The organism is Streptomyces sp. ICN903, assembly GCF_022015835.1.
Classification (GTDB): Bacteria; Actinomycetota; Actinomycetes; order Streptomycetales; family Streptomycetaceae; genus Streptomyces; species Streptomyces fenghuangensis.
In genome coordinates this window covers 1-21,285 of the sequence record NZ_JAKMAY010000041.1, presented here as the reverse complement: position 1 = coordinate 21,285, position 21,285 = coordinate 1, and the positions used below count along the sequence as shown (strand labels likewise).

Genomic DNA, 21,285 nt, shown 5'->3' with positions numbered 1-21,285 from the left:
CCGCCGCGCACCGCCCGTACGGCCCGGGACAGGGGGAGGGCCGTACGGGCGGTGCGCGCGTGTGCGCACCCGGCAGGAGGAGCGGAGACGGGGCGTCAGCGGCGCAGGTCCCGCAGGCGCTTGCCGCGCTTCGCCTTCGCCTCGACGCCGCCGAAGACCGCCGCGCCGCGCACCACGACCACCGGGGCGTCCGGATCCTCCGACTCCCTGGCCTCCACGTCGTAGCCGCCCATGATCCCGCTGCCCGAACCGCGCAGGGTCACGTTCTCCGGAACCCTGATCTCGATGCCGCCGAAGACGGCCGTGGCGTTGACGACGAGTTCCCGCCGTTCGAACAGCGCCTCGGTCAGGTCTATCTCGACCCCGCCGAACAGCGCGAAGGCGTTGGTCCTGGCCCCCACCCGCCGGCGGCCCTTGCGCGAGGCCTGGCCGAAGACCGCGATCACGTTGTCGCCGTCCCCGCCGGACGCCGGGCGGCTGGTGTGGGGAGCCGCATCCCGCCCGGCCGGCAGGTCGCGGACCAGCGGCCGCAGCTCGCCCATCGTCCTGGCCCGGTACACCGCGTCGATCCGCTCGGCGTGCTCCTCGGCGTCCAGCCGCCCCTGGGCGAGCGCCTCGCGCAGGATCTCCGCCACCCGGTCGCGGTCGGCGTCGGAGGCGCGTACGTCCACCGGGGACGTGGCGGGGGGCCGTGCCGCGGGCTGCTTGCGCAGGGAGGTCTTCTCGTCCACACCGCCACCCTAGCGAACGCGATACATCGCGACCAGTGCCGCGTCGGCCGGGGTTGGCCGGGGTTCGGCCACGTCTCGAACGGGAGCCGGGCCGGAAGCCCGGCCCGGCGGCTGAGCCGCACCTCACACCACCGCCACCCGTTCGGGGGTCATACCCTGTGAGGCGCCACCGTCGAGAGGAAGAGACCGTCCATGCCTGCCGACCCCCGCCCGTCCCACGCGGCCGCCTCCAGCCCGGCCTCCGAGGAGTTCGCCTACACCGAGCTCCTCCCCCTGGGCGAGGACACCACCCCCTACCGCCTGGTCACCGCCGAGGGCGTCAGCACCTTCGAGGCGGGCGGACGCACCTTCCTGAAGGTCGAGCCGGAGGCGCTGCGCAAGCTCGCGGCCGAGGCGATGCACGACATCTCCCACTACCTGCGCCCGGCCCACCTGGCCCAGCTCCGCCGCATCCTGGACGACCCCGAGGCGTCGCCCAACGACCGCTTCGTGGCGCTGGACCTGCTGAAGAACGCCAACATCGCCGCCGCGGGCGTCCTGCCGATGTGCCAGGACACCGGCACCGCGATCGTGATGGGCAAGCGCGGCCAGAACGTGCTGACCGAGGGCGACGACGAAAAGGCCCTGTCCGGCGGCGTCTTCGACGCCTACGACCAGCTCAACCTGCGCTACTCCCAGATGGCCCCGCTGACCATGTGGGAGGAGAGGAACACCGGCACCAACCTCCCGGCCCAGATCGAGCTGTACGCCGCCGACGGCGACGCCTACAAGTTCCTGTTCATGGCCAAGGGCGGCGGCAGCGCCAACAAGTCCTTCCTCTACCAGGAGACCAAGGCCGTCCTGAACGAGGGCGCCATGATGCGCTTCCTGGAGGAGAAGATCCGCTCCCTGGGCACGGCCGCCTGCCCGCCGTACCACCTGGCGATCGTCGTCGGCGGCACCTCGGCCGAGTACGCGCTCAAGACCGCCAAGTACGCCTCCGCCCACTACCTGGACTCCCTGCCGACCGAAGGCTCCCCGGCCGGCCACGGCTTCCGGGACCTCCAGCTGGAGGAGAAGGTCTTCGAGCTCACCCAGAAGCTGGGCATCGGCGCCCAGTTCGGCGGCAAGTACTTCTGCCACGACGTGCGCGTGGTACGCCTGCCCCGTCACGGCGCCTCCTGCCCGGTGGCCATCGCCGTCTCCTGCTCCGCCGACCGCCAGGCGCTGGCGAAGATCACCGCCGAGGGCGTCTTCCTGGAGGAGCTGGAGAGGGACCCGGCGCGCTTCCTGCCCGACACCACCGACGCCGACCTCGACTCGGACGTGGTGCGGATCGACCTCAACCGGCCGATGGACGAGATCCGCGCCGAGCTGTCCAAGTACCCGGTCAAGACCCGGCTGTCCCTGAGCGGCCCGCTGGTCGTCGCCCGCGACATCGCCCACGCCAAGATCAAGGAGCGGCTGGACGCGGGCGAGGAGATGCCGGCCTACCTGCGCGACCACGCCGTGTACTACGCGGGCCCGGCCAAGACCCCGCAGGGTTACGCCTCGGGCTCCTTCGGCCCGACCACCGCCGGCCGCATGGACGCCTACGTCGAGCAGTTCCAGGCCGCGGGCGGCTCCTTCGTGATGCTGGCCAAGGGCAACCGCAGCAAGCAGGTCACCGACGCCTGCGCGAAGCACGGCGGCTTCTACCTCGGCTCCATCGGCGGCCCGGCCGCGCGCCTGGCCCAGGACTGCATCAGGAAGGTGGAGGTCCTGGAGTACGAGGAGCTGGGCATGGAGGCGGTCTGGCGGATCGAGGTCGAGGACTTCCCCGCCTTCGTCGTCGTCGACGACAAGGGCAACGACTTCTTCACCGACCCGGGCCCGGCCCAGCCCTTCGTCACCTCCATCCCGGTGCGCTCCGCCGACTGACCGGCCCGGTCCGGTTAGATTCGTCCCCATGACCGGGACGAGCGACGACAAGCAGCAATACCGGATCGAGCACGACTCCATGGGCGAGGTGCGGGTGCCCGCCCACGCCAGGTGGCGGGCGCAGACGCAGCGCGCCGTGGAGAACTTCCCCCTGTCCGGCCGGCGCCTGGAACGAGCGCACATCCAGGCGCTGGCCCGGATCAAGGCCGCCGCGGCCCGGGTCAACGCCGAACTCGGCGTCCTGGACGCGGACCTGGCCCGGGCCGTCGAACAGGCCGCCGAGGAGGTCGCCGAGGGCCGCTGGGACGACCACTTCCCCGTGGACGTCTTCCAGACCGGCTCCGGCACCTCCTCCAACATGAACATGAACGAGGTGCTGGCCACCCTCGCGAGCGAGCGGCTGGGCGCGCCGGTGCACCCCAACGACCACGTCAACGCCAGCCAGTCCTCCAACGACGTCTTCCCCTCCTCCATCCACATCGCGGCCACCGCCGCCGTCACCGGGGACCTGATCCCCGCACTGGAGCACCTGGCACGGGCGCTGGAGCGCAAGGCGGAGGAGTTCGCCGAGGTCGTCAAGTCCGGCCGCACCCATCTGATGGACGCCACGCCCGTCACGCTCGGCCAGGAGTTCGGCGGCTACGCGGCGCAGGTGCGCTACGGGGTGGAGCGGCTGCGCGCCTGCCTGCCGCGCCTGGCCGAGCTGCCGCTGGGCGGCACCGCGGTGGGCACCGGCATCAACACCCCGCCGGGCTTCCCGGCGGCCGTCATCGCCGAGGTCGCCCGCGCCACCGGGCTGCCGCTGACCGAGGCCCGCGACCACTTCGAGGCCCAGGGCGCCCGGGACGCCCTGGTGGAGACCTCCGGGCAGCTGCGCACCATCGCCGTGAGCCTGACCAAGATCTGCAACGATCTGCGCTGGATGTCCTCGGGCCCGCGCACCGGACTGGCCGAGATCCGCCTGCCCGACCTCCAGCCCGGATCCTCGATCATGCCCGGCAAGGTCAACCCGGTGGTCCCCGAGGCGGTCCTGATGGTCGCCGCGCAGGTCATGGGCAACGACGCCACGGTCGCGGTGGCCGGCGCGTCGGGCAACTTCGAGCTGAACGTCATGCTCCCCGTCATCGCCCGGAACCTGCTGGAGTCGATCCGGCTGCTGGCGAACTCCTCCCGGCTGCTGGCCGACCGCACGGTCGACGGCATCGAGGCCGACGCCGAGCGGGCCCGCGAGTACGCCGAGTCCTCCCCGTCCGTGGTGACCCCGCTCAACCGCTACATCGGCTACGAGGAGGCCGCGAAGGTCGCCAAGCGGTCCCTGGCCGAGCGCAGGACCATCCGCGAGGTCGTCCTGGAGGCCGGCTACGTCGAGCGCGGACAGCTCACCCTGGAGCAGCTCGACCAGGCCCTGGACGTGCTGCGCATGACCCGTCCCTGACCCGTCCCCGGCCCGTCCCCGCCCCGCGGCACGGGGCCGGGGGCGGGCGCGGATCCCGGGCCCGGCCCCGGCGCGGGCCTAAGATCCGTGCATGACGGCGGACACGGCGGATCACACACACGCGGCGGGCGGCACCCGCTGGAGGGCCGGCGAGCACATCCTGTGGCGGTACCGGGCCAACGGCGGCGACGCCCTGCACATCTGCCGCCCGGTGACCGTCGTCCGCGACACCCCCGAACTGCTCGCCGTGTGGATGGCGCCGGGGACCGCCTGCGTCAAGCCGGAACTCGCGGACGGCACGCCCGTGCACCGCGAGCCGCTCGCCACCCGCTACACCAAGCCGCGCCGGACGGTGCGGTCGCGGTGGTTCGGCACCGGGGTCCTCAAGCTCGCGCGGGCCGGCGAGCCCTGGTCGGTGTGGTTGTTCTGGGACCGCGGCTGGCGGTTTCGGAACTGGTACGTCAACCTGGAGGAGCCCCTGCGCCGCTGGGCGGGCGGTGTGGACTCCGAGGACCACTTCCTGGACATCACCGTCCACCCCGACCGCACCTGGCAGTGGCGGGACGAGGACGAGTTCGAGCAGGCGCAGCGCGCCGGCCTGATGGACGCCGCCCAGGCCGAGCGCGTACGGGCCGCCGGGCGGCGCGCGGTGGAGGTGGTGCGCGACTGGGGCAGCCCCTTCAGCGACGGATGGGAGGACTGGCGGCCCGATCCCGCCTGGCGGATTCCGCCGCTGCCGCGGGACTGGGACCGCGAACCCGCACGGATCGGCTGAAAGGGCTGGTGGGGTGGCCGCGCGTCTCGCATGATGGCGGAGGACGTTCCGCGGTCCCTTGCTGCGCCCCCGGGCGCCGAAAGTAGGATCACCCCCGGACTCGGCGGAAAGCCCATCACAGCGAACTCCCCGTCCATGCAAGGGATTTGGCGCACCGCCGCGAGAGGAGCCCCAGCGTGAGCGACACGGAAGGCCACCAGGTGTACACGGGCTACGACAGAGCGGCCATCGACCGCGCCGGACAGGCCGAGGCGTTCGACGCGATCGGCGACCGCTACGACGACGTCTTCCCCCACAAGGAGGGGCAGCTGACCGCCGGCGCCTGGCTGGCGAAGGAGCTGCCCGCCGGTTCGCGGGTCCTCGACGTCGGCTGCGGCACCGGGGTGCCCACCGCCCGGCAGCTCGCCGACGCCGGGCACCGGGTCACCGGCATCGACATCTCGCCCGGCATGGTCGAGCTGGGCCGGGCCAACGTCCCCGGCGCCGACTTCCGCCTGATGGACCTCGCCGACCTGGAGCACGCCGGTCTGGGGCCCTTCGACGGCGCCGCCGCCTTCTTCTCGCTGCTGATGCTGCCGCGCAAGGAGATCCCCGTCGCCCTGCGGATGCTGCACGGTCAGCTGCGCCCCGGCGGACTGCTGGCGCTCGGCATGGTCGAGGCGGACGTGGACGACTTCGCCATCCCGTTCCTGGGCCACACGATCCGGGTATCCGGTTACCTGCGGGAGGAGCTGCGCCAGGTGGTGTCCGACGCGGGCTTCGAGATCGAGGGGGAGGAGACGTTCGCGTACGCGCCGGCCAGTACGGACGTCTCCCCCGAGATACAGGTCTTCCTCAACTGCCGACGCCCCTGAGTCCTCAAGCGCTGGGCCCGCCCGATGCACGGCGCGGCCCCGGACGGATGGAAACCCAACGCGTGACGGAGTATCCGACCCCCCGACAGTCCGCTGCCCGGCCGATGGGCGGCGGTGCTCGCACGGCCGCGCCCGCGCCGGAGAGAACGGCCGGGCGCGCCGACGCCGCGCACGCCGCGCTCCCCGATCCCCGGGACGAGCCGGACGCGTCGGATCTGGCGGCCGCCGCACCCAGGGACGCCCCCGTCCCGCCGGAGGCGTCCGCACCGGCCGCCGGGCGCCGCCCGCACACCGGCCACGCCCGGCCCGCGGGCGGTGACGAGCCGGCCGGCCGCAGCCGTCCCGCCGCGCCGGAGCCCGCCGACCCGGGCGCCGGGCCGACGGCGGCCGGGCACCCCGGCACGGACGAGTCGGAGGAGCCGGACGAGCGGGCCGAGCGGGAGCGGCGCGGGGGCGACCGGCTGCGCTTCGTGGGAGCCGCCACCCGGCGGATCGCCCGCGGCGTCGACCTGGACGAGACCGTGCTCGGGCTGTGCCGGGCCAGCGTCCCGGCGTTCTCGGACGCGATCCTGGTCTATCTGCGCGATCCGCTGCCGGTGGGGGACGAGCGGCCCACCGGCCCCTTCCTGCTGCGGCTGCGCCGCACCGACCGGCTGCCCGACTACGCCGCCCCGGCCGGCGCCGAGGCCGACCCCTCCGACACCGGGGAGTTCCCGCTGCCCCTGCTCACCGCCGCGCCGGAGGGCCCGGCGAGCGGGACGCCGGAGCTGATCGAGGTGCGCGGCGGCGGCCCGCTGGCCGAGGTGCTGCGCGGGGTGCGCCCGGTCTTCGGCGACGTGCCCACCGTCCGCGAGGCGCTGCCCGAGCTGCTCGGCCCCGCCCGCGAGATCCCGGCCGGACGCCGGGTGATCCTCGCCCCGCTGCGGGGGCGGCGCCGGGTGATCGGCGCGGCCGTGTTCCTGCGCCGCGCCGACCGGGCCGCGTTCGAGGGCGACGACCTGCTGGTGGCCGCGCAGCTGGCCACGCACACCGCGCTGGGCGTGGACAAGGCGGTGCTCTACGGACGCGAGGCGTACATCGCCGACGAGCTCCAGCGCACCATGCTCCCCGACGAGCTGCCCCAGCCCACCGGGGTGACGCTGGCCAGCCGCTACCTCCCGGCGGCCGAGACCGCCCGGGTGGGCGGCGACTGGTACGACGCGATACCGCTGCCCGGCGGCCGGGTGGCCCTGGTCGTCGGCGACGTCATGGGCCACTCCATGACCTCCGCGGCGATCATGGGACAGCTGCGCACCACCGCCCAGACCCTGGCCGGGCTCGACCTGCCGCCGCAGGAGGTGCTGCACCACCTCGACGAGCAGGCCCAGCGCCTGGGCAGCGACCGCATGGCGACCTGCCTGTACGCCGTCTACGATCCCGTCGCCCACCGGATCGTGGTGGCCAACGCCGGGCACCCGCCGCCGGTGATGCTGCACCGCGACGGCCACGCGGAGGTGCTGCGCGTCCCGGCCGGGGCGCCCATCGGGGTGGGGGGCGTGGACTTCGAGGCGGTGGAACTGGACGCACCGGCCGGCGCCACGCTGCTGCTCTACACCGACGGCCTGGTGGAGTCCCGCCACCGGGACGTGTGGACCGGGATCGAGCAGCTGCGCGAGAAGCTCACCGACACCGCCGGGCTGACCCGTCCCGACACCCCGCCGCCACTGGAGCCTTTGTGCGACGAGGTGCTGGACATCCTCGGCCCCGGGGACCGGGACGACGACATCGCGCTGCTGGCCGCCCGCTTCGACGGCATCCCGCCCAGCGACGTGGCCTACTGGTACCTCGACCCGCGCGCCCAGACCGCACGGCAGGCCCGCCGCCTGGCGCGGCGCGCGCTGGAGCGCTGGGACCTGACGGATCTGTCGGACTCGGTGGAGCTGCTGGTCAGCGAGGTGGTGACCAACGCCGTCCGCTACGCCGAGCGGCCCATCACGCTGCGGCTGCTGCGCACCGACACACTGCGCTGCGAGGTCGGGGACGACGTGCCGCAGCTGCCCAGGCTGCGGCAGGCCAGGGCGACGGACGAGGGCGGCCGGGGCCTGTACCTGGTCAACCGGCTGGCCCGGCGCTGGGGCGCGACCCGGCTGAGCACCGGCAAGGTGGTCTGGTTCGAGCTGCCCATGCCGTAGCGCGGCCGCAGGGCGAACGGACGGACCCCGCACCACTGGTGGTGGTGCGGGGTCCGTCCGTTCACGCGGAGGGTCCGCGGCGGACCGCCGGGCCGAGGCGGCCCGTCAGACCGCGGCGGCCGCCGGGGCGTCCGCCTGCGCTCCGGCCAGCGTGGCCTCGGCGTCCAGCACCGTGCCGACGGCCTGGATGACGGAGGCGATCTTGAAGGCCTCCTGGACCGTCTCGCGGTCCACACCGGCCTTGCGGAGCACCTGCTCGTGGGAGTCCAGGCACTGCCCGCAGCCGTTGACCGCGGAGACGGCCAGCGACCACAGCTCGAAGTCGGTCTTGTCCACGCCCGGGTTGCCGATGACGTTCATCCGCAGGCCCGCGCGCAGGGTGCCGTACTCCGGGTCCGACAGCAGGTGCCGGGTGCGGTAGAAGACGTTGTTCATCGCCATGACGGCCGCGGCGGCCTTGGCGGCGGTGTAGGCCTCGGGGGAGAGGTTGGCCTTCGCCTCCGGCTCCAGTTCGGTGAGCACCTTCGGCGAGCGCGAGGCGATCGCGCAGGCCAGCACCGTGCCCCACAGCTGCTGCTGGGGCAGGTCGGAGTTGCCTATCACGGAGCCGAGGTTGAGCTTGAGGTCCTTGGCGTAGGCCGGCAGTGCCGACTTCAGGTCGTCGAGAGCCATGTCGTCGTCTCAGTCCCTCACTCGCCCGCGAGCAGCTTGACCGGGTCGAGGGTCTCCTCGCCCTTGGACCAGTTGCAAGGGCACAGCTCGTCGGTCTGCAGGGCGTCCAGGACCCGCAGGACCTCCTTGGGGTTACGGCCGACGGAGCCGGCGGTCACCATGGTGAACTGGATCTCGTTGTTCTGGTCGACGATGAAGACGGCGCGCTGGGCGTAGCCGTCCTCGCCCTCGACGCCGCAGGCCCGCATCAGCTCGTGCTTGGGGTCGGCCAGCATCGGGAACGGCAGGTCGCGCAGGTCGGCGTGGTCCTTGCGCCAGGCGTGGTGCACGAACTCCGAGTCACCCGAGACGCCGAGGATCTGGGCGTCGCGGTCGGCGAACTCGTCGTTCAGCTTGCCGAAGGCGGCGATCTCGGTCGGGCAGACGAAGGTGAAGTCCTTCGGCCAGAAGAAGACGACCTTCCACTTGCCCTCGTACGTCTTGTGGTTGATCTGCTCGAACGCCTTGTCGGCGTCGAGGTCCACACAGGCGGTCAGATCGAACTCGGGGAACTTGTCACCGACAGTGAGCACGCTCGCTCCTTGTTGCGTGGAAACGCCCCGCGGTGGGGCTTTCCTGAGGGTTGGACGCGATCCACACTGCCATAGCCAACATTGATCACAGAAATAGCTAGACTCACTGACATTGATCGGAGGTGGTTATCAGTGACCCTGTCGGCGCACAGGCCGGACCAGGAGTCCCGCAGGCGCCCCCACCAGGGGCCCGTGCCGCACGGCAGGGGGACCCGCAAGCCCACGCTGTCCCAGTTGCGGGCGTTCGCGGCCGTGGCGGACAACCTCCACTTCCGGGAGGCCGCCGCGGAGATCGGGATGAGCCAGCCGGCTCTCTCGGGTGCCGTCGCGGCGCTGGAGGAATCGCTGGGCGTGAGACTGCTGGAGCGTACGACGCGAAGAGTACTGCTCTCCCCGGCGGGTGAGCGCCTGGCGTCCAGAGCCCGGACAGTGCTGGACGCGGTGGAGGAACTGCTGGAGGAGGCGGAGGCGGCACGCGCCCCCTTCACGGGCGCGCTGCGACTGGGAGTGATCCCGACCTGCGCCCCCTACCTGCTGCCGACGGTCCTGAGGCTCGTTCACGATCGCTATCCGGCACTGGATCTGCAGGTGCACGAGGAGCAGACCGCCTCGCTGCTCGACGGCCTGGTGGCCGGACGGCTCGACCTGCTGCTGCTCGCGGTGCCGCCCGGCGCGCCGCAGACCGCGGACGCCGGCGGGGTGGAGACGGTGCCCCTGTTCGACGAGGACTTCGTGCTGGTGACCCCGAGCGGGCACGAACTGGCCGGCCGGGACCGCCTGCCCCGCGAGACACTGCGCGGCCTTGACCTGCTGCTCCTGGACGAGGGGCACTGCCTGCGCCAGCAGGCCCTGGACGTGTGCCGCGAGGCCGGGCGGACCGACGGGGTACCGGCCACCACGAGCGCGGCGGGGCTGTCCACCCTGGTCCAGCTCGTCGCCGGCGGGCTGGGCGTGACGCTGCTGCCGCGCACCTCGCTGCACGTGGAGACGGAGCGCAACGAGCTGCTGGCGACCGCGCGCTTCGCCGACCCCGCCCCCTCGCGGCGGATCGGCCTGGCGATGCGGGCGGGAGCGGCGCGGCGGGACGAGTTCGCGGTGCTCGCCAAGGATTTGCGGGAGGCAATGCGTCCGCTTCCGGTGCGCATCGTGGACTGACGGCGCGCCGGATCGGTGCGGCGGCCCGGCCCGTCGCACGTCACGCTGCGCACACGGCGGCCGCGCCCCTCGCCGGGCGCCGCCGAAGGGGTGCGCGGCGGGCCGTCCGGCCGTACGCCACCGTATGCATAAGCGTGCGCACAGTGGGTAGAGCCGATGCATCGTCTCTCGTACGGCCGCAGCGCGAACTGCCGTGCGCAGCAAGGCGGGTCAGGGTGACTCAATCGAAAGATCGAACAGCCGTAGCCGTCGTCAGGAGTGGACCGTGCTGCAAACGCCGCATCAGTCTCCGCAGGCCGCCGTCGTCCCCGTCCAGCGCACCTCCTCGCGCGAGCAAACCGGACCGTGGCACTCCGAGGCGGTCTGCCGCAGGGACGAGGCCGGCCTGTTCTTCGCGCCCTCCAAGGAGCCCACGGCGGCCCGCCTTTCGCGCGAGCAGGCGGCCAAGCGGGTCTGCGCACGCTGCCCGGTGCTCGTCGAGTGCCGTGAGCACGCGCTGCTCCAGCCTGAACCGTACGGAGTGTGGGGTGGGTTGACCGCGGCCGAGCGCAGAGTGGTGCTCGCCCGCCGCCGTCGCCACGACGCCGAGCTGGGGCAGCCGGCCCAGGTGTCCCGCATCGCCTGACGGTCCCCGCCGCATCCGGGATCCACCCCGGCACCGGCACCGGCACGCCACCGCCCCCGGTGCCGCCCCCCGGTACCGGTCCCGGCGCCGGCTCCGCCTTCCGGCCGGTCCGGGACCTCGCCCCGCGTCGCCGCGGCGGCGGGCCCTCCGGCCCGCCGCCGCGGCGTCAGCGGGCCCGGTCGAAGTCGACCGCGCTGTAGGCGCGCAGTTTCGACAGCTTGTGGGTGGAGTCGATCTGACGGATCGTGCCGGACCTCGACCGCATCACCAGGGACTGGGTGGTGGCCGTCTCCGCGCGGTAGCGCACCCCCCGCAGCAGGTCGCCGTCGGTGATGCCGGTGGCGACGAAGAACACGTTGTCGCCGCTGACCAGGTCGTCGGTGGTCAGCACCCGGTCCAGGTCGTGGCCCGCGTCGATCGCCTTGTGCCGCTCCTCGTCGTCCTTGGGCCACAGCCGGCCCTGGATCACACCGCCCAGGCACTTGATCGCGCAGGCGGCGATGATGCCCTCCGGCGTACCGCCGATGCCCAGCAGCAGGTCCACGCCCGTGCCCTCGCGGACGGCCATGATCGCGCCCGCCACGTCGCCGTCGGAGATGAACTTGATCCGGGCGCCGGACTCCCGCACCTCCTTGACGATGCCGTCGTGGCGCGGCCGGTCGAGGATGACGACGGTGACGTCCTCAGGGGTACCGCCCTTGGCCTTGGCGACCCGGCGGATGTTGACCGCGGGCGGGGCGGTGATGTCGACGAACTCGGCGGCCTCCGGGCCGGTGGCGAGCTTGTCCATGTAGAACACGGCCGACGGGTCGAACATCGAGCCGCGCTCGGCCACGGCCAGCACCGACACCGCGTTGCCCATGCCCTTGGCGGTCAGCGTCGTGCCGTCCACCGGGTCCACGGCCACGTCGCACTCCGGGCCGGTCCCGTCGCCCACGCGCTCGCCGTTGTAGAGCATCGGGGCCTCGTCCTTCTCCCCCTCGCCGATGACGACGACGCCGTTCATCGAGACGGTGGAGACCAGGGTGCGCATCGCGCGGACGGCCGCACCGTCCGCGCCGTTCTTGTCGCCGCGGCCGACCCAGCGGCCCGATGCCATGGCGCCCGCCTCGGTCACGCGGACGAGTTCGAGGGCGAGGTTGCGGTCGGGTGCCTCGGGGCTTACTTCGAGCTGGGAGGGAAGGTGGTGGTGATCGGTCATCGTGACGCACCTTTCTGCACGTCTGTACGGCGTCCGAACGCGACGGCCGAAGTGTTGAGGGTGCCTTCGACCCTATCCGGAGCAGTGGCAAAGTGAGCAGGCTGCCCCACGGATGAGCGCGATGGGGGTGGTGGCCCGGGCGGAAACGGGCATGGGGGACCATGGAGGCGTGGCAAGCACGGAGAACAAGCGCGGTAGGCAGACGGCCCGGGACATGGTGCTGTCGTTGCTGGTGATCCTTCTGGGTGCGGGGTTCGTGTACCTGCTCGTCCCGCACGACGACTCACTGGACCCGGTCCGCCCGATCAGCTACGACGTGGAGCTGGTCACGGCGCGGCGCGCGGCGCCGTACCCGGTGGTGGCGCCCGCGGGGCTGCCGGACACCTGGCGCGCGACCTCGGTGAGCTACAAGCGGCAGAGCGACCTCGGGGCCGTGTGGCACCTGGGCTTCATGGACCCGGACGACCAGTACGCGGCCGTCGAGCAGAGCGACGGCGAGCCGGAGAAGTTCGTCCGGGGCGTCACCCACGGGGCGGAACCGGCCGACCGCACCCAGACGGTCGGCGGCGAGGAGTGGGAGCGCTACGAGGGCGAGAAGTACGACGCGCTGGTCCGGCGGGAGTCCGGGGTGACCACGGTGGTGACGGGCACGGCGTCCTTCGAGAGCCTCACGCGGCTGGCCGCCTCGCTGGAGGCGGAGCGGGCCGGGGGCCCGGAAGAGAGCGGGGCGCCCGCAGGCGCCGGCGAGACCGGGAAGCCCGCGGAGACCGGGGCGCCCGGGGAGAACTGAGCGGACGCCGAGGCGGGAAACGGGCCGCCGGGTTCCCACCCGGCGGCCCGGCGTGCTTCCCGGACGGCTCCCGGACGGCGGCGACGGCGTCCTCACGGACCTGGCACGGACCGGGGCGGCCCCGCCGTCACTCCCGGCCGTCCGCCGGCCCCTCCTCGTCCGCGGCCTCGTCGGCGGCGTCCTCCCCGCCCTCGGCCAGCACCGCGTCCAGCCGTGCACGGGCGCCCTCCAGCCAGCGGCGGCAGACCGCGGCCAGTTCCTCGCCCCGCTCCCACAGCGCCAGCGACTCCTCCAGCGTGGAGCCGCCCGCCTCCAGACGGCGGACCACGGCGATCAGCTCGTCGCGCGCCTGCTCGTAGCCCATCTCCCCGGCCGGCGGGGCATCCGTGCTCGTGTCTGTCATGCGCCTCAGCCTAGTGTCGGGGCCTGACAGCGCGGCTGCCTCACTCCTCCTCGCCGCGCCGCACGACCACCGTCAGCTCCCCCTCGGCCACCCGGGCGCGCAGCCGCTCGCCGTCGGCCACCTCCCGCGCCGCCCGCACCGCGCTCCCGTCGGCCCGCTGCAGCACCGCGTAGCCGCGTGCGAGCGTCGCGGCGGGGGAGAGGGCGACGACCCGGGCGGTGGTGTGCTCCAGCTCCGCCTCGGCCCGCGCCAGCAGATGCCCGAACGTCCGCCGGGCGCGGTCGAGCACCGCCGCGACCTGCTCCTCGCGCTCGGTCACCATCGCGTGCGGCCGGGCCATCACCGGGCGGCTCATGGTGTCCGCCAGCCCCCGCTCCTGCCGCTCCAGCATCCCCTGAACCGCCCGCAGCGCCCGCTCGCGCAGCTGCCGCACCCGCTCCAGTTCCTCGCGCACGTCCGGCACGACGTCCTTGGCGGCGTGAGTGGGCGTACGGGAGCGCAGGTCGGCGACCAGATCCAGCAACGGGGTGTCCGGCTCGTGCCCGATGGCCGAGACCACCGGGGTGACGCAGCCGGCCACCGCCCGCACCAGCCGCTCGTCGGAGAAGGGCAGCAGATCCTCCACGCTGCCGCCGCCCCGGGCCACGATGATCACGTCCACGGCCGGGTCGGCGTCCAGCTCCCGCACCGCGTCGATCACCTGCGGCACCGCGTGCACGCCCTGCACGGCCACGTTGCGCACGGCGAAGCGGACGGCGGGCCAGCGCTGCCGCGCCGTCTCCAGCACGTCCCGCTCGGCGGCGGAGGCGCGGCCGGTGACCAGGCCGACCAGACCGGGCAGGAACGGCAGCGGCTTCTTCCGCTCGGCCGCGAACAGACCCTCGGCGGCCAGCGACTTCTTCAGCTGCTCCAGCCGCGCCAGCAGCTCGCCCATCCCCACCGGCCGGATCTCGCTCACCCGCAGGGAGAGCTGACCGCGCGGCGCGTACCACTCCGGTTTGCCCAGCGCCACGATCCGGGCGCCCTCGCCCACCACGTCCGCCACCTTGTCGAAGACGGCGCGGTAGCAGGTCACGGTCAGCGAGACGTCGTAGGAGGGGTCGCGCAGGGTCAGGAACACCATCCCCGCGCCGGGGCGCCGGGAGAGCTGGGTGATCTGCCCCTCGACCCACACCGCGCCCAGCCGGTCGATCCATCCGCCGATCAGCCGCGACACCTCGCCGACGGGGACCGGCGCCTCGGGCGACGTGTTGAGAGCCATGGAAGGAGGCTAGCCGCACCCGCCGACAACCGGGGCCCGCCCGTCCGTCCCGCCCCGCCGGGCGTCCGCGGACCGGGCCCGTACGATGGCCCCATGACTGCTACGACCGCACGCCGGGTCCTCCTCGCCGCGCCCCGCGGCTACTGCGCGGGCGTCGACCGCGCCGTGATCGCCGTCGAGAAGGCGCTGGAGCAGTACGGCGCGCCGATCTACGTGCGCAAGGAGATCGTCCACAACAAGTACGTCGTGGAGACCCTGCGCAAGAAGGGCGCGATCTTCGTCGACGAGACGGAGGAGGTGCCCGAGGGCTCCATCGTGATCTTCTCCGCCCACGGGGTCGCCCCGGTCGTCCACGAGGAGGCCGAGCGGCGGAAGCTGGCGACCATCGACGCCACCTGCCCCCTGGTGACCAAGGTCCACAAGGAGGCCGTCCGCTTCGCCAAGGACGACTACGACATCCTCCTGATCGGCCACGAGGGCCACGAGGAGGTCATCGGCACCAGCGGCGAGGCGCCCGACCACATCACACTGGTCGACGGCCCCGGAGACGTGGAGAACGTCGAGGTGCGCGACCCCGAGAAGGTCGTCTGGCTCTCCCAGACCACGCTGTCGGTCGACGAGACGATGGAGACGGTCGACGCGCTCAAGCAGCGGTTCCCGGCGCTGGTCAGCCCGCCGAGCGACGACATCTGCTACGCCACCCAGAACCGCCAGACCGCGGTCAAGCAGGTCGCCGCCGAATCCGACCTGGTCATCGTCGTCGGCTCGAGGAACTCCTCCAACTCCGTCCGCCTGGTCGAGGTCGCCCTCGGCGCGGGCGCGAAGGACGGACACCTGGTCGACAACGCCTCCGAGATCGACGAGGCGTGGCTGGAGGGGGTCGCCACCGTCGGCGTCACCTCGGGCGCCTCGGTGCCGGACGTGCTGGTCGAGGGCGTCCTGGAGTGGCTGGCCGAGCGCGGCTACGGCGATGTGGAGGTCGTCCAGCCGATGGAGGAGAAGCTGACCTTCTCCCTCCCCAAGGAGCTGCGCCGGGATCTGCGGGCCGAGGCCGGACGCAAGGCCGCCGGCTAGCCGGCGGGCTGCCGCGCGGGCCGCTCCCCGCCGCCCTCCGCACCGGCGGAGGCGGCCGGGGCCGCGGCCCGCTTCCGCGTCCCGGCCCTTCCCCTCCGGGCCCCGGCCCTCCTCGCCCCGCCGGACCCGGCACGCCTGGCGCCGGGCCTGCGGCCGGCCCGCCCGCGGGCGACCGCCACGGCCACGGCGGTCAGCGTGCCCCCGTAGAGCCAGCCGGCGTGCACGGCCAGGGCGGTCACCAGCTCCACCAGCCGGTCCGCCGGCCCGCCCGAACCGCCGCTGACGAGGACCAGCCCGGCGGTGAACGCGATGGGCACGGCGATCGGCGCGGCGGCCAGGTCGGCCGGGCGCACCCACAGCGCGCACACGGCGCTGACCAGCACGAAGGAGATCCCGTAGACGGCGGGCCGGCCGTCCAGCAGCAGCGCGTCCAGCCCGCCGGCCAGCAGCATCGCGCCCGTGGCCAGCAGTCCGCAGCCCAGTCCGGTCAGGCGCGCGCCCGGCGGCCACTCGCGCCGGGCGGGCGGGCCGGTCCGGGCGGTCCGGGCATCCGCGCGCAGCGGGCCCGGACCGGGCCGCTCCGGCGCGTCCCGGCGCGTGCTCTCCGCGGCTTCGGGGGATGGGGGCTGCGCCGTCCGGCGTCGCGGACGGAGACGGGGGATGCGCGCACTGTGTTGCTCCACCGCACCAACGTAGGCCGGGCACCGGCCCGGAGCCGGGCACGGACACGCCAGGGCCGTCCTTTGGAGTGCCCGTAGACTGGTGGATCGGCCCCCATCCGGGCCGGTCCACCCAGATCCTCTCGCTACGGGAAGTCGCCACGTGTCGCTCACGATCGGAATCGTCGGCCTGCCCAACGTCGGCAAGTCGACCCTGTTCAACGCCCTGACCAAGAACGACGTGCTGGCGGCCAACTACCCGTTCGCCACCATCGAGCCGAACGTCGGCGTCGTCGGCGTCCCCGACCCCCGGCTCGCCCGGCTCGCGGAGATCTTCGGCTCCCAGCGCGTCCTGCCCGCGACCGTCGACTTCGTCGACATCGCCGGCATCGTGCGCGGCGCGAGCGAGGGCGAGGGGCTGGGCAACAAGTTCCTGGCGAACATCCGCGAGTCGGACGCGATCTGCCAGGTCATCCGGGCCTTCGACGACGAGAACGTGGTCCACGTCGACGGCCGGGTCTCGCCGAAGGACGACATCGAGACGATCGACACCGAGCTGATCCTCGCCGACCTCCAGACCATCGAGAAGGTCCTGCCCCGGCTCCAGAAGGAATCCCGGATCAAGAAGGACGTCCAGCCCAAGGTCAGGGCCGTCGAGGAGGCCAAGGCCATCCTGGACGAGGGCCGCACGCTGTTCTCGGCCGGCGTCGTCCAGGGCTCCGAGCGGGCCGAACTCCTGCACGACCTGCACCTGCTCACCACCAAGCCCTTCCTCTACGTCTTCAACGTGGACGAGGACGAGCTGACCGACGAGGCGTTCAAGGAGGAGCAGCGCAAGCTGGTCGCCCCGGCCGAGGCGATCTTCCTCAACGCCAAGCTGGAGTCCGACCTCGCCGAGCTGGACGAGGACGAGGCCCTGGAACTGCTCCAGTCGGTCGGCCAGGAGGAGCCGGGCCTGGCCACCCTCGCCCGCGTCGGCTTCGACACCCTCGGCCTCCAGACGTACCTGACGGCGGGCCCGAAGGAGGCCCGTGCCTGGACGATCCGGAAGGGCGCCACGGCCCCCGAGGCGGCCGGCGTGATCCACACCGACTTCCAGAAGGGCTTCATCAAGGCCGAGGTCATCTCCTTCGAGGACCTGGTCGAGGCGGGTTCGGTGGCCGAGGCCCGCGCCCGCGGCAAGGCCCGCATGGAGGGCAAGGACTACGTGATGCGCGACGGCGACGTGGTGGAGTTCCGCTTCAACGTGTGAGGGACCTCTTCCTAAAGCTCTGACCTGCGTGGGAGCACGTCAAGCGGCTGCGGAGGGCACATCGGGGGCACTCGGCGGCGGGGCGAAGAAGTCTTCGACCGCCTCGCGGGTGCCCTCGTCTTCGTCCGGCCACAAGTGGGCGTACACCCGCATGGCGACCGCCACCGAGTCGCCCAGCCGAACGGCGACGGTTTTGGGCCCCTCGCCGTGCCGGATCAGCAGACTGGCATAGGTGTGCCGGAGGTCGTGCATACGGGTGCCCTTCGGCAACCCGGCTGCCTTCACAGCCGCCTGCCAGATAGGCCCGTAGAAGTCGGTGCGGACGATCGGACCGCCCCGCTCCATACGGAACAGGTAATCGTCGCCAACGGCGGGGTAGCGTTCCAGATGGCGCTCCAGGGCGTCCAGGACAGTTTTCGAGAGGGGAACTGTGCGGTGCGACCGCTCGGTCTTCGGCGGGCCGACGTAGACCCCGTGGCCGGTCGTCTGCTGGAGCTGTTGCTCGACCTTGACGGAACGGCCAAGGAAGTTCACGTGTCGTACCTGGAGCCCGAACAGTTCCCCAGGCCGCAGCCCGCTTCCGGCGGCCAGGACCACCAGCGCTCGGTACCGGTCCGGCACGGCCGTCGTCAGCCGCTCCACCTCATCCCGGGTCAGCGGTACCACCTCGGTGTGGGGCACCTTGGTGAGCTTCACCCCAGCACACGGGGAGCGGAGAACGAGCCCGTCGCGTACAGCCGCGTTGAACACCGCCTTGACCTTCTGGAAGACCTTGCGAGCGGTGCTGGGCGCAAGTCCCTGTGTCTTCACCAGGCCGGTGGCCCATGCCTCCAAGCTGGAGGAGCGGATGGAGGCCAGCCGCTGAGCGCCGAACGCCGGATAGGCGTAGCAGCGCAATGACTGCTCCACGTCCTTCGCAGTGCCCGGACGGTGTGGCTGCGCCGTGCGCCAGGTCTCGGCGTACTCCTCGAACGTGATCCGTTGGTCGCGCACATCCACGTACTGGCCGCGCCTCATGTCCGTGTCGATGGCCTTCGCCCTGTCCTGGGCTTCGCGCAGCTTGACGAAGTTCTCCTTGCGCTGGACCGTCCCCTCCCGCCAGCGCACCTGGTACCTCATGGCGACGCCGTGGTCCCTGCTGGGGACCAGCATGCGGCTCCTGGACGGGCACCGGGTGCACGGCTTCTCATCCTCATGTGGATGGGATTTGTGCCAGCGGTCGTAGACCTTAGCCATCGTCGTCCTCCTCTCGTGTGGCGTCCTTCCAGACCCGGCCGGTGTCTACGTCCCAGTCGGCGTCGCTTGTGGGCACCGCTGGTCCGATGAAGCGGGCGACCTCCTCTCTGGTCAGGTACGGCCGGTTCGTCGTCAGCCAGGTCATGAACACTCCGAAGTCGTCCTCTGCCTCGCTACCCGGAAGCGGAGCCTCCCCGTGCATCCAGCGCCAGGCCCGCCCCCAGGGCATCGGCTGTCCCGCAACCTCGATGGGACCGCCCTGGTCCCGGTGGGGCAGTAGGAGCGCGGCAGGAGTGACATTCAGAGCTGCTGCGAACGCCACGAGGTCGTCAACGTCGACCCGACGTTCGCGCTTTTCGGTTTTGCTGATCACCGATGCGCTCATGGCACGCCCAGCTTCCGTCACTCTGGCCGCCAACTCCTTCTGGTCCCAGCCGCGCTGCTTGCGCAGCCGTGCGATGTTGGCTGCCACGCGCTCACCGGTTGGCCCACTCTCAACTGCTCTAGTCGCCATAATGGCGATTCTTTCTCCTTCTTGACGCTTGAGTCAAGGGTTCGTACCGTCGATGTCACGGCGATTAGATCGTCAAGACGTCGAATGGAGTGATCATGGGCAAGACCACTGACGAGCGGCGGGCTCTGGCTACACCGCAAGAGCTTGCCGACTACCTGGGCGTGCCGGTCTCCACACTCCACCAGTGGAGGTGGATGGGGATCGGTCCGAAGGGGGTCAGGGTCGGCAGGCACCTGCGGTACCGCTGGGGTGACGTGGACCGATGGCTGGACGAGCAGCAGAGCGGTGATGCCGCATGAGCGAGGAGGAGGCCGGCTTCGCCTGCTCGGTCTGCGGGAGCAGCGAAACATACCTGAACGGCCGCGACCAGGGGCCGAGGTGTGCGCCCTGCAAGCGGGCCTACGCCCGCGCGCGCTACTGGGCCGACCCGGAGCGCGAGAACGCCCGCTACAGGGCCTGGTGGGCCGCCAACCGGGCCGTGCGGAAGGGGGCACGGTGACGCCCAGGTTCGACCTGACAGTGGCGGTCCGTGCCGACGGGGAGCGCGTCCTGGTCGTGCAGCCCGCTCTCACGGACGACCAGCCGCAGGAGGTCAAGGACGCCCTGGCGGTCCGGCGCGTGGCCAACACGACGGGCGTGTGCCCCGGCTGCGGTGCCCGCATGGAGCTGCCGAACCGCGCCGAGCGCCGGAAAGCGGCGAAGGCCTGGCGGGTGCTCCACGCCCGCATGGAGCACGAAGACGACTGCCCGGCCGTCGCCGTCTGAACGATTCCCCGCCCACACTCAGACCCGCAGTTATGAGTACGAGCACATGCAAGACAACACGACGACGGCCGCCGGGGATCTCTCCTCCGACGGCCGCCCAACAACCACTTCCCAGACTACCTCCCTGACGCCTGCCGCGCTGGAGGCGCTGGACACCTCGTGGCGCCCGGTGGACCTCACCGACGTGCTGGAGGGCCGCTACGAGCGCCCTGCGCCCACCGTGGGAGCCCGCAATGACGGAGTGGGGCTGTTCTACCCCGGCCGCATGCACTCGGTCTCCAGCGAGTCCGAGGGCGGCAAGACGTGGTTCCTGCTGGCCGCCTGCGCTCACGAGATCGCCCAGGGGCACCACGTCATCTACCTCGACTTCGAGGACGACGCGGGAGGCATCGTGGGCCGCCTCCTCACACTCGGCGTCCCCGCCGACCACATCCGCGACCGGTTCCACTACATCCGGCCGGAAGTGCCGGTACGCCTCGACGGCGGGGCCCTGTGGCGGCTGCTGGAAGAGGTGCGGCCGACGCTGGCCGTCCTGGACGGGATCACCGAGGCCATGACGTTGCACGGCCTCAACCCGCTCGACAATGCCGACGCGGCGAAGTTCGGCCGGACACTGCCGCGCCCCATCGCCGCGCTCGGGCCCGCCGTGGCGGCGGCTGACCACGTCACCAAGAGCACCGAAGGCCGGGGGCGCTACTCCCTGGGCGCGGTGCACAAGCTGAACGGGCTCGACGGGGCCGCCTACGTCCTGGACAACCGTGCCGCCTTCGGCGTCGGCCGTAACGGACGCTCAGCCGTCTACATCACCAAGGACCGGCCGGGGCGGCTGCGTGAGCACGCCCTGCCGACCAAGACCCCGGGCATCGACCACTTCGGCGACTTCGTCATGGAGTCGGTCCCCGAAGGCTTCAACGACACGGCCATCACCGCGCCGGTGGCCAAGACGGAGACCGAGTTCCGGCCCACGGTCGTCATGGCCAAGATCAGCAAGCTCCTCGCCGAGCAGCCGGGGCTGTCCAAGAACTCCATCGAAACCATGGTCGGCGGCAAGCGGGACATCGTGCGGACCGCCCTGGACCTGCTGATCGTCGAGGGCTGCGTCGCGGTGGAGAAGACCGGCCGTGGCCACGCCCACACCCTCATCCGGCCCCTCTCCGAGGCCGCATGAACCTCCCACTTCGCCCCTCGCCCTTACTTCGCCCCGCCTCGCCCCGGGGCGAAGCTCACCGACCTCGCCCCCT

General features: G+C 72.4%; 23 protein-coding genes. 14 read left to right on the top strand and 9 right to left on the bottom strand.

Annotated features, from left to right (window positions below):
- Nucleotides 1-95: 95 nt before the first annotated feature.
- Nucleotides 96-731, bottom strand: a complete 636-nt coding sequence (locus L7D48_RS06800) for a DUF1707 domain-containing protein (RefSeq protein WP_374491456.1) — start codon at nucleotides 729-731, stop codon at nucleotides 96-98.
- A 192-nt stretch (nucleotides 732-923) separates the two neighbouring features.
- Between L7D48_RS06800 and L7D48_RS06795 the strand changes: the two genes are divergently transcribed.
- The 5 genes from L7D48_RS06795 to L7D48_RS06775 all read left to right on the top strand — a co-directional run bounded on the left by L7D48_RS06795 (nucleotide 924) and on the right by L7D48_RS06775 (nucleotide 7,865).
- Nucleotides 924-2,630 (top strand): fumarate hydratase, encoded by a 1,707-nt coding sequence (locus L7D48_RS06795; RefSeq protein ID WP_237878012.1) that lies wholly within the window; start codon nucleotides 924-926, stop codon nucleotides 2,628-2,630.
- Between the two features lie 28 nt (nucleotides 2,631-2,658).
- The gene (locus L7D48_RS06790; RefSeq protein ID WP_237878010.1) at nucleotides 2,659-4,065 is read left to right on the top strand and encodes an aspartate ammonia-lyase; all 1,407 of its coding nucleotides are present in this window, start codon (nucleotides 2,659-2,661) and stop codon (nucleotides 4,063-4,065) included.
- Nucleotides 4,066-4,156: 91 nt separating this feature from the next.
- Nucleotides 4,157-4,840, top strand: a complete 684-nt coding sequence (locus L7D48_RS06785) for a DUF402 domain-containing protein (protein WP_237878008.1) — start codon at nucleotides 4,157-4,159, stop codon at nucleotides 4,838-4,840.
- Nucleotides 4,841-5,016: 176 nt separating this feature from the next.
- Nucleotides 5,017-5,694, top strand: a complete 678-nt coding sequence (locus tag L7D48_RS06780) for a bifunctional 2-polyprenyl-6-hydroxyphenol methylase/3-demethylubiquinol 3-O-methyltransferase UbiG (RefSeq protein ID WP_237878006.1) — start codon at nucleotides 5,017-5,019, stop codon at nucleotides 5,692-5,694.
- 47 nt (nucleotides 5,695-5,741) lie between these two features.
- Nucleotides 5,742-7,865, top strand: a complete 2,124-nt coding sequence (locus L7D48_RS06775; protein WP_237878005.1) for a SpoIIE family protein phosphatase — start codon at nucleotides 5,742-5,744, stop codon at nucleotides 7,863-7,865.
- 105 nt (nucleotides 7,866-7,970) lie between these two features.
- Here the strand turns inward: L7D48_RS06775 and L7D48_RS06770 are convergent, their stop codons facing one another.
- Nucleotides 7,971-8,537 (bottom strand): alkyl hydroperoxide reductase, encoded by a 567-nt coding sequence (locus L7D48_RS06770; protein ID WP_237878003.1) that lies wholly within the window; start codon nucleotides 8,535-8,537, stop codon nucleotides 7,971-7,973.
- 17 nt (nucleotides 8,538-8,554) lie between these two features.
- Complete coding sequence (locus L7D48_RS06765; RefSeq protein ID WP_093661175.1) at nucleotides 8,555-9,109, bottom strand: peroxiredoxin; 555 nt, start codon at nucleotides 9,107-9,109, stop codon at nucleotides 8,555-8,557.
- A gap of 192 nt (nucleotides 9,110-9,301) precedes the next feature.
- Here L7D48_RS06765 and L7D48_RS06760 point away from each other — a divergent pair, with 192 nt between their 5' ends.
- Nucleotides 9,302-10,264 carry a hydrogen peroxide-inducible genes activator gene (locus tag L7D48_RS06760; protein ID WP_237878021.1) on the top strand — a complete coding sequence of 321 codons (963 nt, stop codon included), beginning with the start codon at nucleotides 9,302-9,304 and terminating at the stop codon, nucleotides 10,262-10,264.
- Nucleotides 10,265-10,529: 265 nt separating this feature from the next.
- A complete protein-coding gene (locus tag L7D48_RS06755) occupies nucleotides 10,530-10,889 on the top strand; it encodes a WhiB family transcriptional regulator (RefSeq protein WP_237878002.1) in 360 nt (119 codons plus the stop codon).
- A 166-nt stretch (nucleotides 10,890-11,055) separates the two neighbouring features.
- On the opposite strand, the gene glpX is transcribed toward L7D48_RS06755, so the two are convergent.
- Nucleotides 11,056-12,090 carry a class II fructose-bisphosphatase gene (gene glpX / locus L7D48_RS06750; protein ID WP_237878000.1) on the bottom strand — a complete coding sequence of 345 codons (1,035 nt, stop codon included), beginning with the start codon at nucleotides 12,088-12,090 and terminating at the stop codon, nucleotides 11,056-11,058.
- A 169-nt stretch (nucleotides 12,091-12,259) separates the two neighbouring features.
- Between glpX and L7D48_RS06745 the strand changes: the two genes are divergently transcribed.
- A complete protein-coding gene (locus L7D48_RS06745) occupies nucleotides 12,260-12,880 on the top strand; it encodes a DUF4245 domain-containing protein (protein WP_374491446.1) in 621 nt (206 codons plus the stop codon).
- 127 nt (nucleotides 12,881-13,007) lie between these two features.
- Here the strand turns inward: L7D48_RS06745 and L7D48_RS06740 are convergent, their stop codons facing one another.
- Both L7D48_RS06740 and xseA read right to left on the bottom strand, forming a co-directional pair.
- The gene (locus L7D48_RS06740; RefSeq protein WP_237877997.1) at nucleotides 13,008-13,283 is read right to left on the bottom strand and encodes an exodeoxyribonuclease VII small subunit; all 276 of its coding nucleotides are present in this window, start codon (nucleotides 13,281-13,283) and stop codon (nucleotides 13,008-13,010) included.
- A 40-nt stretch (nucleotides 13,284-13,323) separates the two neighbouring features.
- Nucleotides 13,324-14,544: an exodeoxyribonuclease VII large subunit gene (xseA, locus tag L7D48_RS06735; RefSeq protein WP_237877996.1), complete on the bottom strand. Its 1,221-nt coding sequence runs from the start codon at nucleotides 14,542-14,544 to the stop codon at nucleotides 13,324-13,326.
- A 93-nt stretch (nucleotides 14,545-14,637) separates the two neighbouring features.
- Between xseA and L7D48_RS06730 the strand changes: the two genes are divergently transcribed.
- Nucleotides 14,638-15,618: a 4-hydroxy-3-methylbut-2-enyl diphosphate reductase gene (locus L7D48_RS06730; RefSeq protein WP_237877994.1), complete on the top strand. Its 981-nt coding sequence runs from the start codon at nucleotides 14,638-14,640 to the stop codon at nucleotides 15,616-15,618.
- Here the strand turns inward: L7D48_RS06730 and L7D48_RS06725 are convergent.
- Complete coding sequence (locus L7D48_RS06725; protein ID WP_237877992.1) at nucleotides 15,615-16,301, bottom strand: DUF6542 domain-containing protein; 687 nt, start codon at nucleotides 16,299-16,301, stop codon at nucleotides 15,615-15,617. The genes L7D48_RS06730 and L7D48_RS06725 overlap by 4 nt on opposite strands.
- 139 nt (nucleotides 16,302-16,440) lie before the next feature.
- Between L7D48_RS06725 and ychF the strand changes: the two genes are divergently transcribed.
- Complete coding sequence (ychF, locus tag L7D48_RS06720) at nucleotides 16,441-17,529, top strand: redox-regulated ATPase YchF (protein WP_237877991.1); 1,089 nt, start codon at nucleotides 16,441-16,443, stop codon at nucleotides 17,527-17,529.
- Between the two features lie 39 nt (nucleotides 17,530-17,568).
- Here ychF and L7D48_RS06715 read toward each other — a convergent pair whose 3' ends face one another.
- Both L7D48_RS06715 and L7D48_RS06710 read right to left on the bottom strand, forming a co-directional pair.
- Nucleotides 17,569-18,681: a site-specific integrase gene (locus tag L7D48_RS06715; RefSeq protein WP_237877989.1), complete on the bottom strand. Its 1,113-nt coding sequence runs from the start codon at nucleotides 18,679-18,681 to the stop codon at nucleotides 17,569-17,571.
- 76 nt (nucleotides 18,682-18,757) lie between these two features.
- Nucleotides 18,758-19,237 (bottom strand): helix-turn-helix domain-containing protein, encoded by a 480-nt coding sequence (locus L7D48_RS06710; RefSeq protein ID WP_237877988.1) that lies wholly within the window; start codon nucleotides 19,235-19,237, stop codon nucleotides 18,758-18,760.
- Between the two features lie 137 nt (nucleotides 19,238-19,374).
- On the opposite strand from L7D48_RS06710, the gene L7D48_RS06705 reads away from it, so the two are divergent.
- Genes L7D48_RS06705 through L7D48_RS06690 form a run of 4 tightly spaced genes read left to right on the top strand, consistent with a single transcriptional unit; the run spans nucleotide 19,375 to nucleotide 21,212 of the window.
- The gene (locus L7D48_RS06705) at nucleotides 19,375-19,578 is read left to right on the top strand and encodes an AlpA family transcriptional regulator (protein ID WP_237877985.1); all 204 of its coding nucleotides are present in this window, start codon (nucleotides 19,375-19,377) and stop codon (nucleotides 19,576-19,578) included.
- Nucleotides 19,575-19,778, top strand: a complete 204-nt coding sequence (locus L7D48_RS06700; RefSeq protein ID WP_237877984.1) for a hypothetical protein — start codon at nucleotides 19,575-19,577, stop codon at nucleotides 19,776-19,778. The genes L7D48_RS06705 and L7D48_RS06700 overlap by 4 nt, the downstream gene beginning before the upstream one ends.
- Nucleotides 19,775-20,044, top strand: coding sequence for a hypothetical protein (locus L7D48_RS06695; protein ID WP_237877982.1), 270 nt, complete (start codon nucleotides 19,775-19,777; stop codon nucleotides 20,042-20,044). The genes L7D48_RS06700 and L7D48_RS06695 overlap by 4 nt, the downstream gene beginning before the upstream one ends.
- 46 nt (nucleotides 20,045-20,090) lie before the next feature.
- The gene (locus L7D48_RS06690; RefSeq protein WP_237877980.1) at nucleotides 20,091-21,212 is read left to right on the top strand and encodes a helicase RepA family protein; all 1,122 of its coding nucleotides are present in this window, start codon (nucleotides 20,091-20,093) and stop codon (nucleotides 21,210-21,212) included.
- Nucleotides 21,213-21,285: the final 73 nt, after the last annotated feature.

Excerpts from the sequence above, each read along its gene's own strand:
- L7D48_RS06795 (WP_237878012.1), top strand. The coding sequence starts at position 924 with ATGCCTGCCGACCCCCGCCCGTCCCACGCGGCCGCCTCCAGCCCGGCC.
- L7D48_RS06790 (WP_237878010.1), top strand. The coding sequence starts at position 2,659 with ATGACCGGGACGAGCGACGACAAGCAGCAATACCGGATCGAGCACGAC.
- L7D48_RS06785 (WP_237878008.1), top strand. The coding sequence starts at position 4,157 with ATGACGGCGGACACGGCGGATCACACACACGCGGCGGGCGGCACCCGC.
- L7D48_RS06775 (WP_237878005.1), top strand. The coding sequence starts at position 5,742 with ATGGAAACCCAACGCGTGACGGAGTATCCGACCCCCCGACAGTCCGCT.
- L7D48_RS06770 (WP_237878003.1), bottom strand. The coding sequence starts at position 8,537 with ATGGCTCTCGACGACCTGAAGTCGGCACTGCCGGCCTACGCCAAGGAC.
- glpX (WP_237878000.1), bottom strand. The coding sequence starts at position 12,090 with ATGACCGATCACCACCACCTTCCCTCCCAGCTCGAAGTAAGCCCCGAG.
- L7D48_RS06740 (WP_237877997.1), bottom strand. The coding sequence starts at position 13,283 with ATGACAGACACGAGCACGGATGCCCCGCCGGCCGGGGAGATGGGCTAC.
- xseA (WP_237877996.1), bottom strand. The coding sequence starts at position 14,544 with ATGGCTCTCAACACGTCGCCCGAGGCGCCGGTCCCCGTCGGCGAGGTG.
- L7D48_RS06730 (WP_237877994.1), top strand. The coding sequence starts at position 14,638 with ATGACTGCTACGACCGCACGCCGGGTCCTCCTCGCCGCGCCCCGCGGC.
- L7D48_RS06715 (WP_237877989.1), bottom strand. The coding sequence starts at position 18,681 with ATGCTGGTCCCCAGCAGGGACCACGGCGTCGCCATGAGGTACCAGGTG.
- L7D48_RS06705 (WP_237877985.1), top strand. The coding sequence starts at position 19,375 with ATGGGCAAGACCACTGACGAGCGGCGGGCTCTGGCTACACCGCAAGAG.
- L7D48_RS06700 (WP_237877984.1), top strand. The coding sequence starts at position 19,575 with ATGAGCGAGGAGGAGGCCGGCTTCGCCTGCTCGGTCTGCGGGAGCAGC.
- L7D48_RS06690 (WP_237877980.1), top strand. The coding sequence starts at position 20,091 with ATGCAAGACAACACGACGACGGCCGCCGGGGATCTCTCCTCCGACGGC.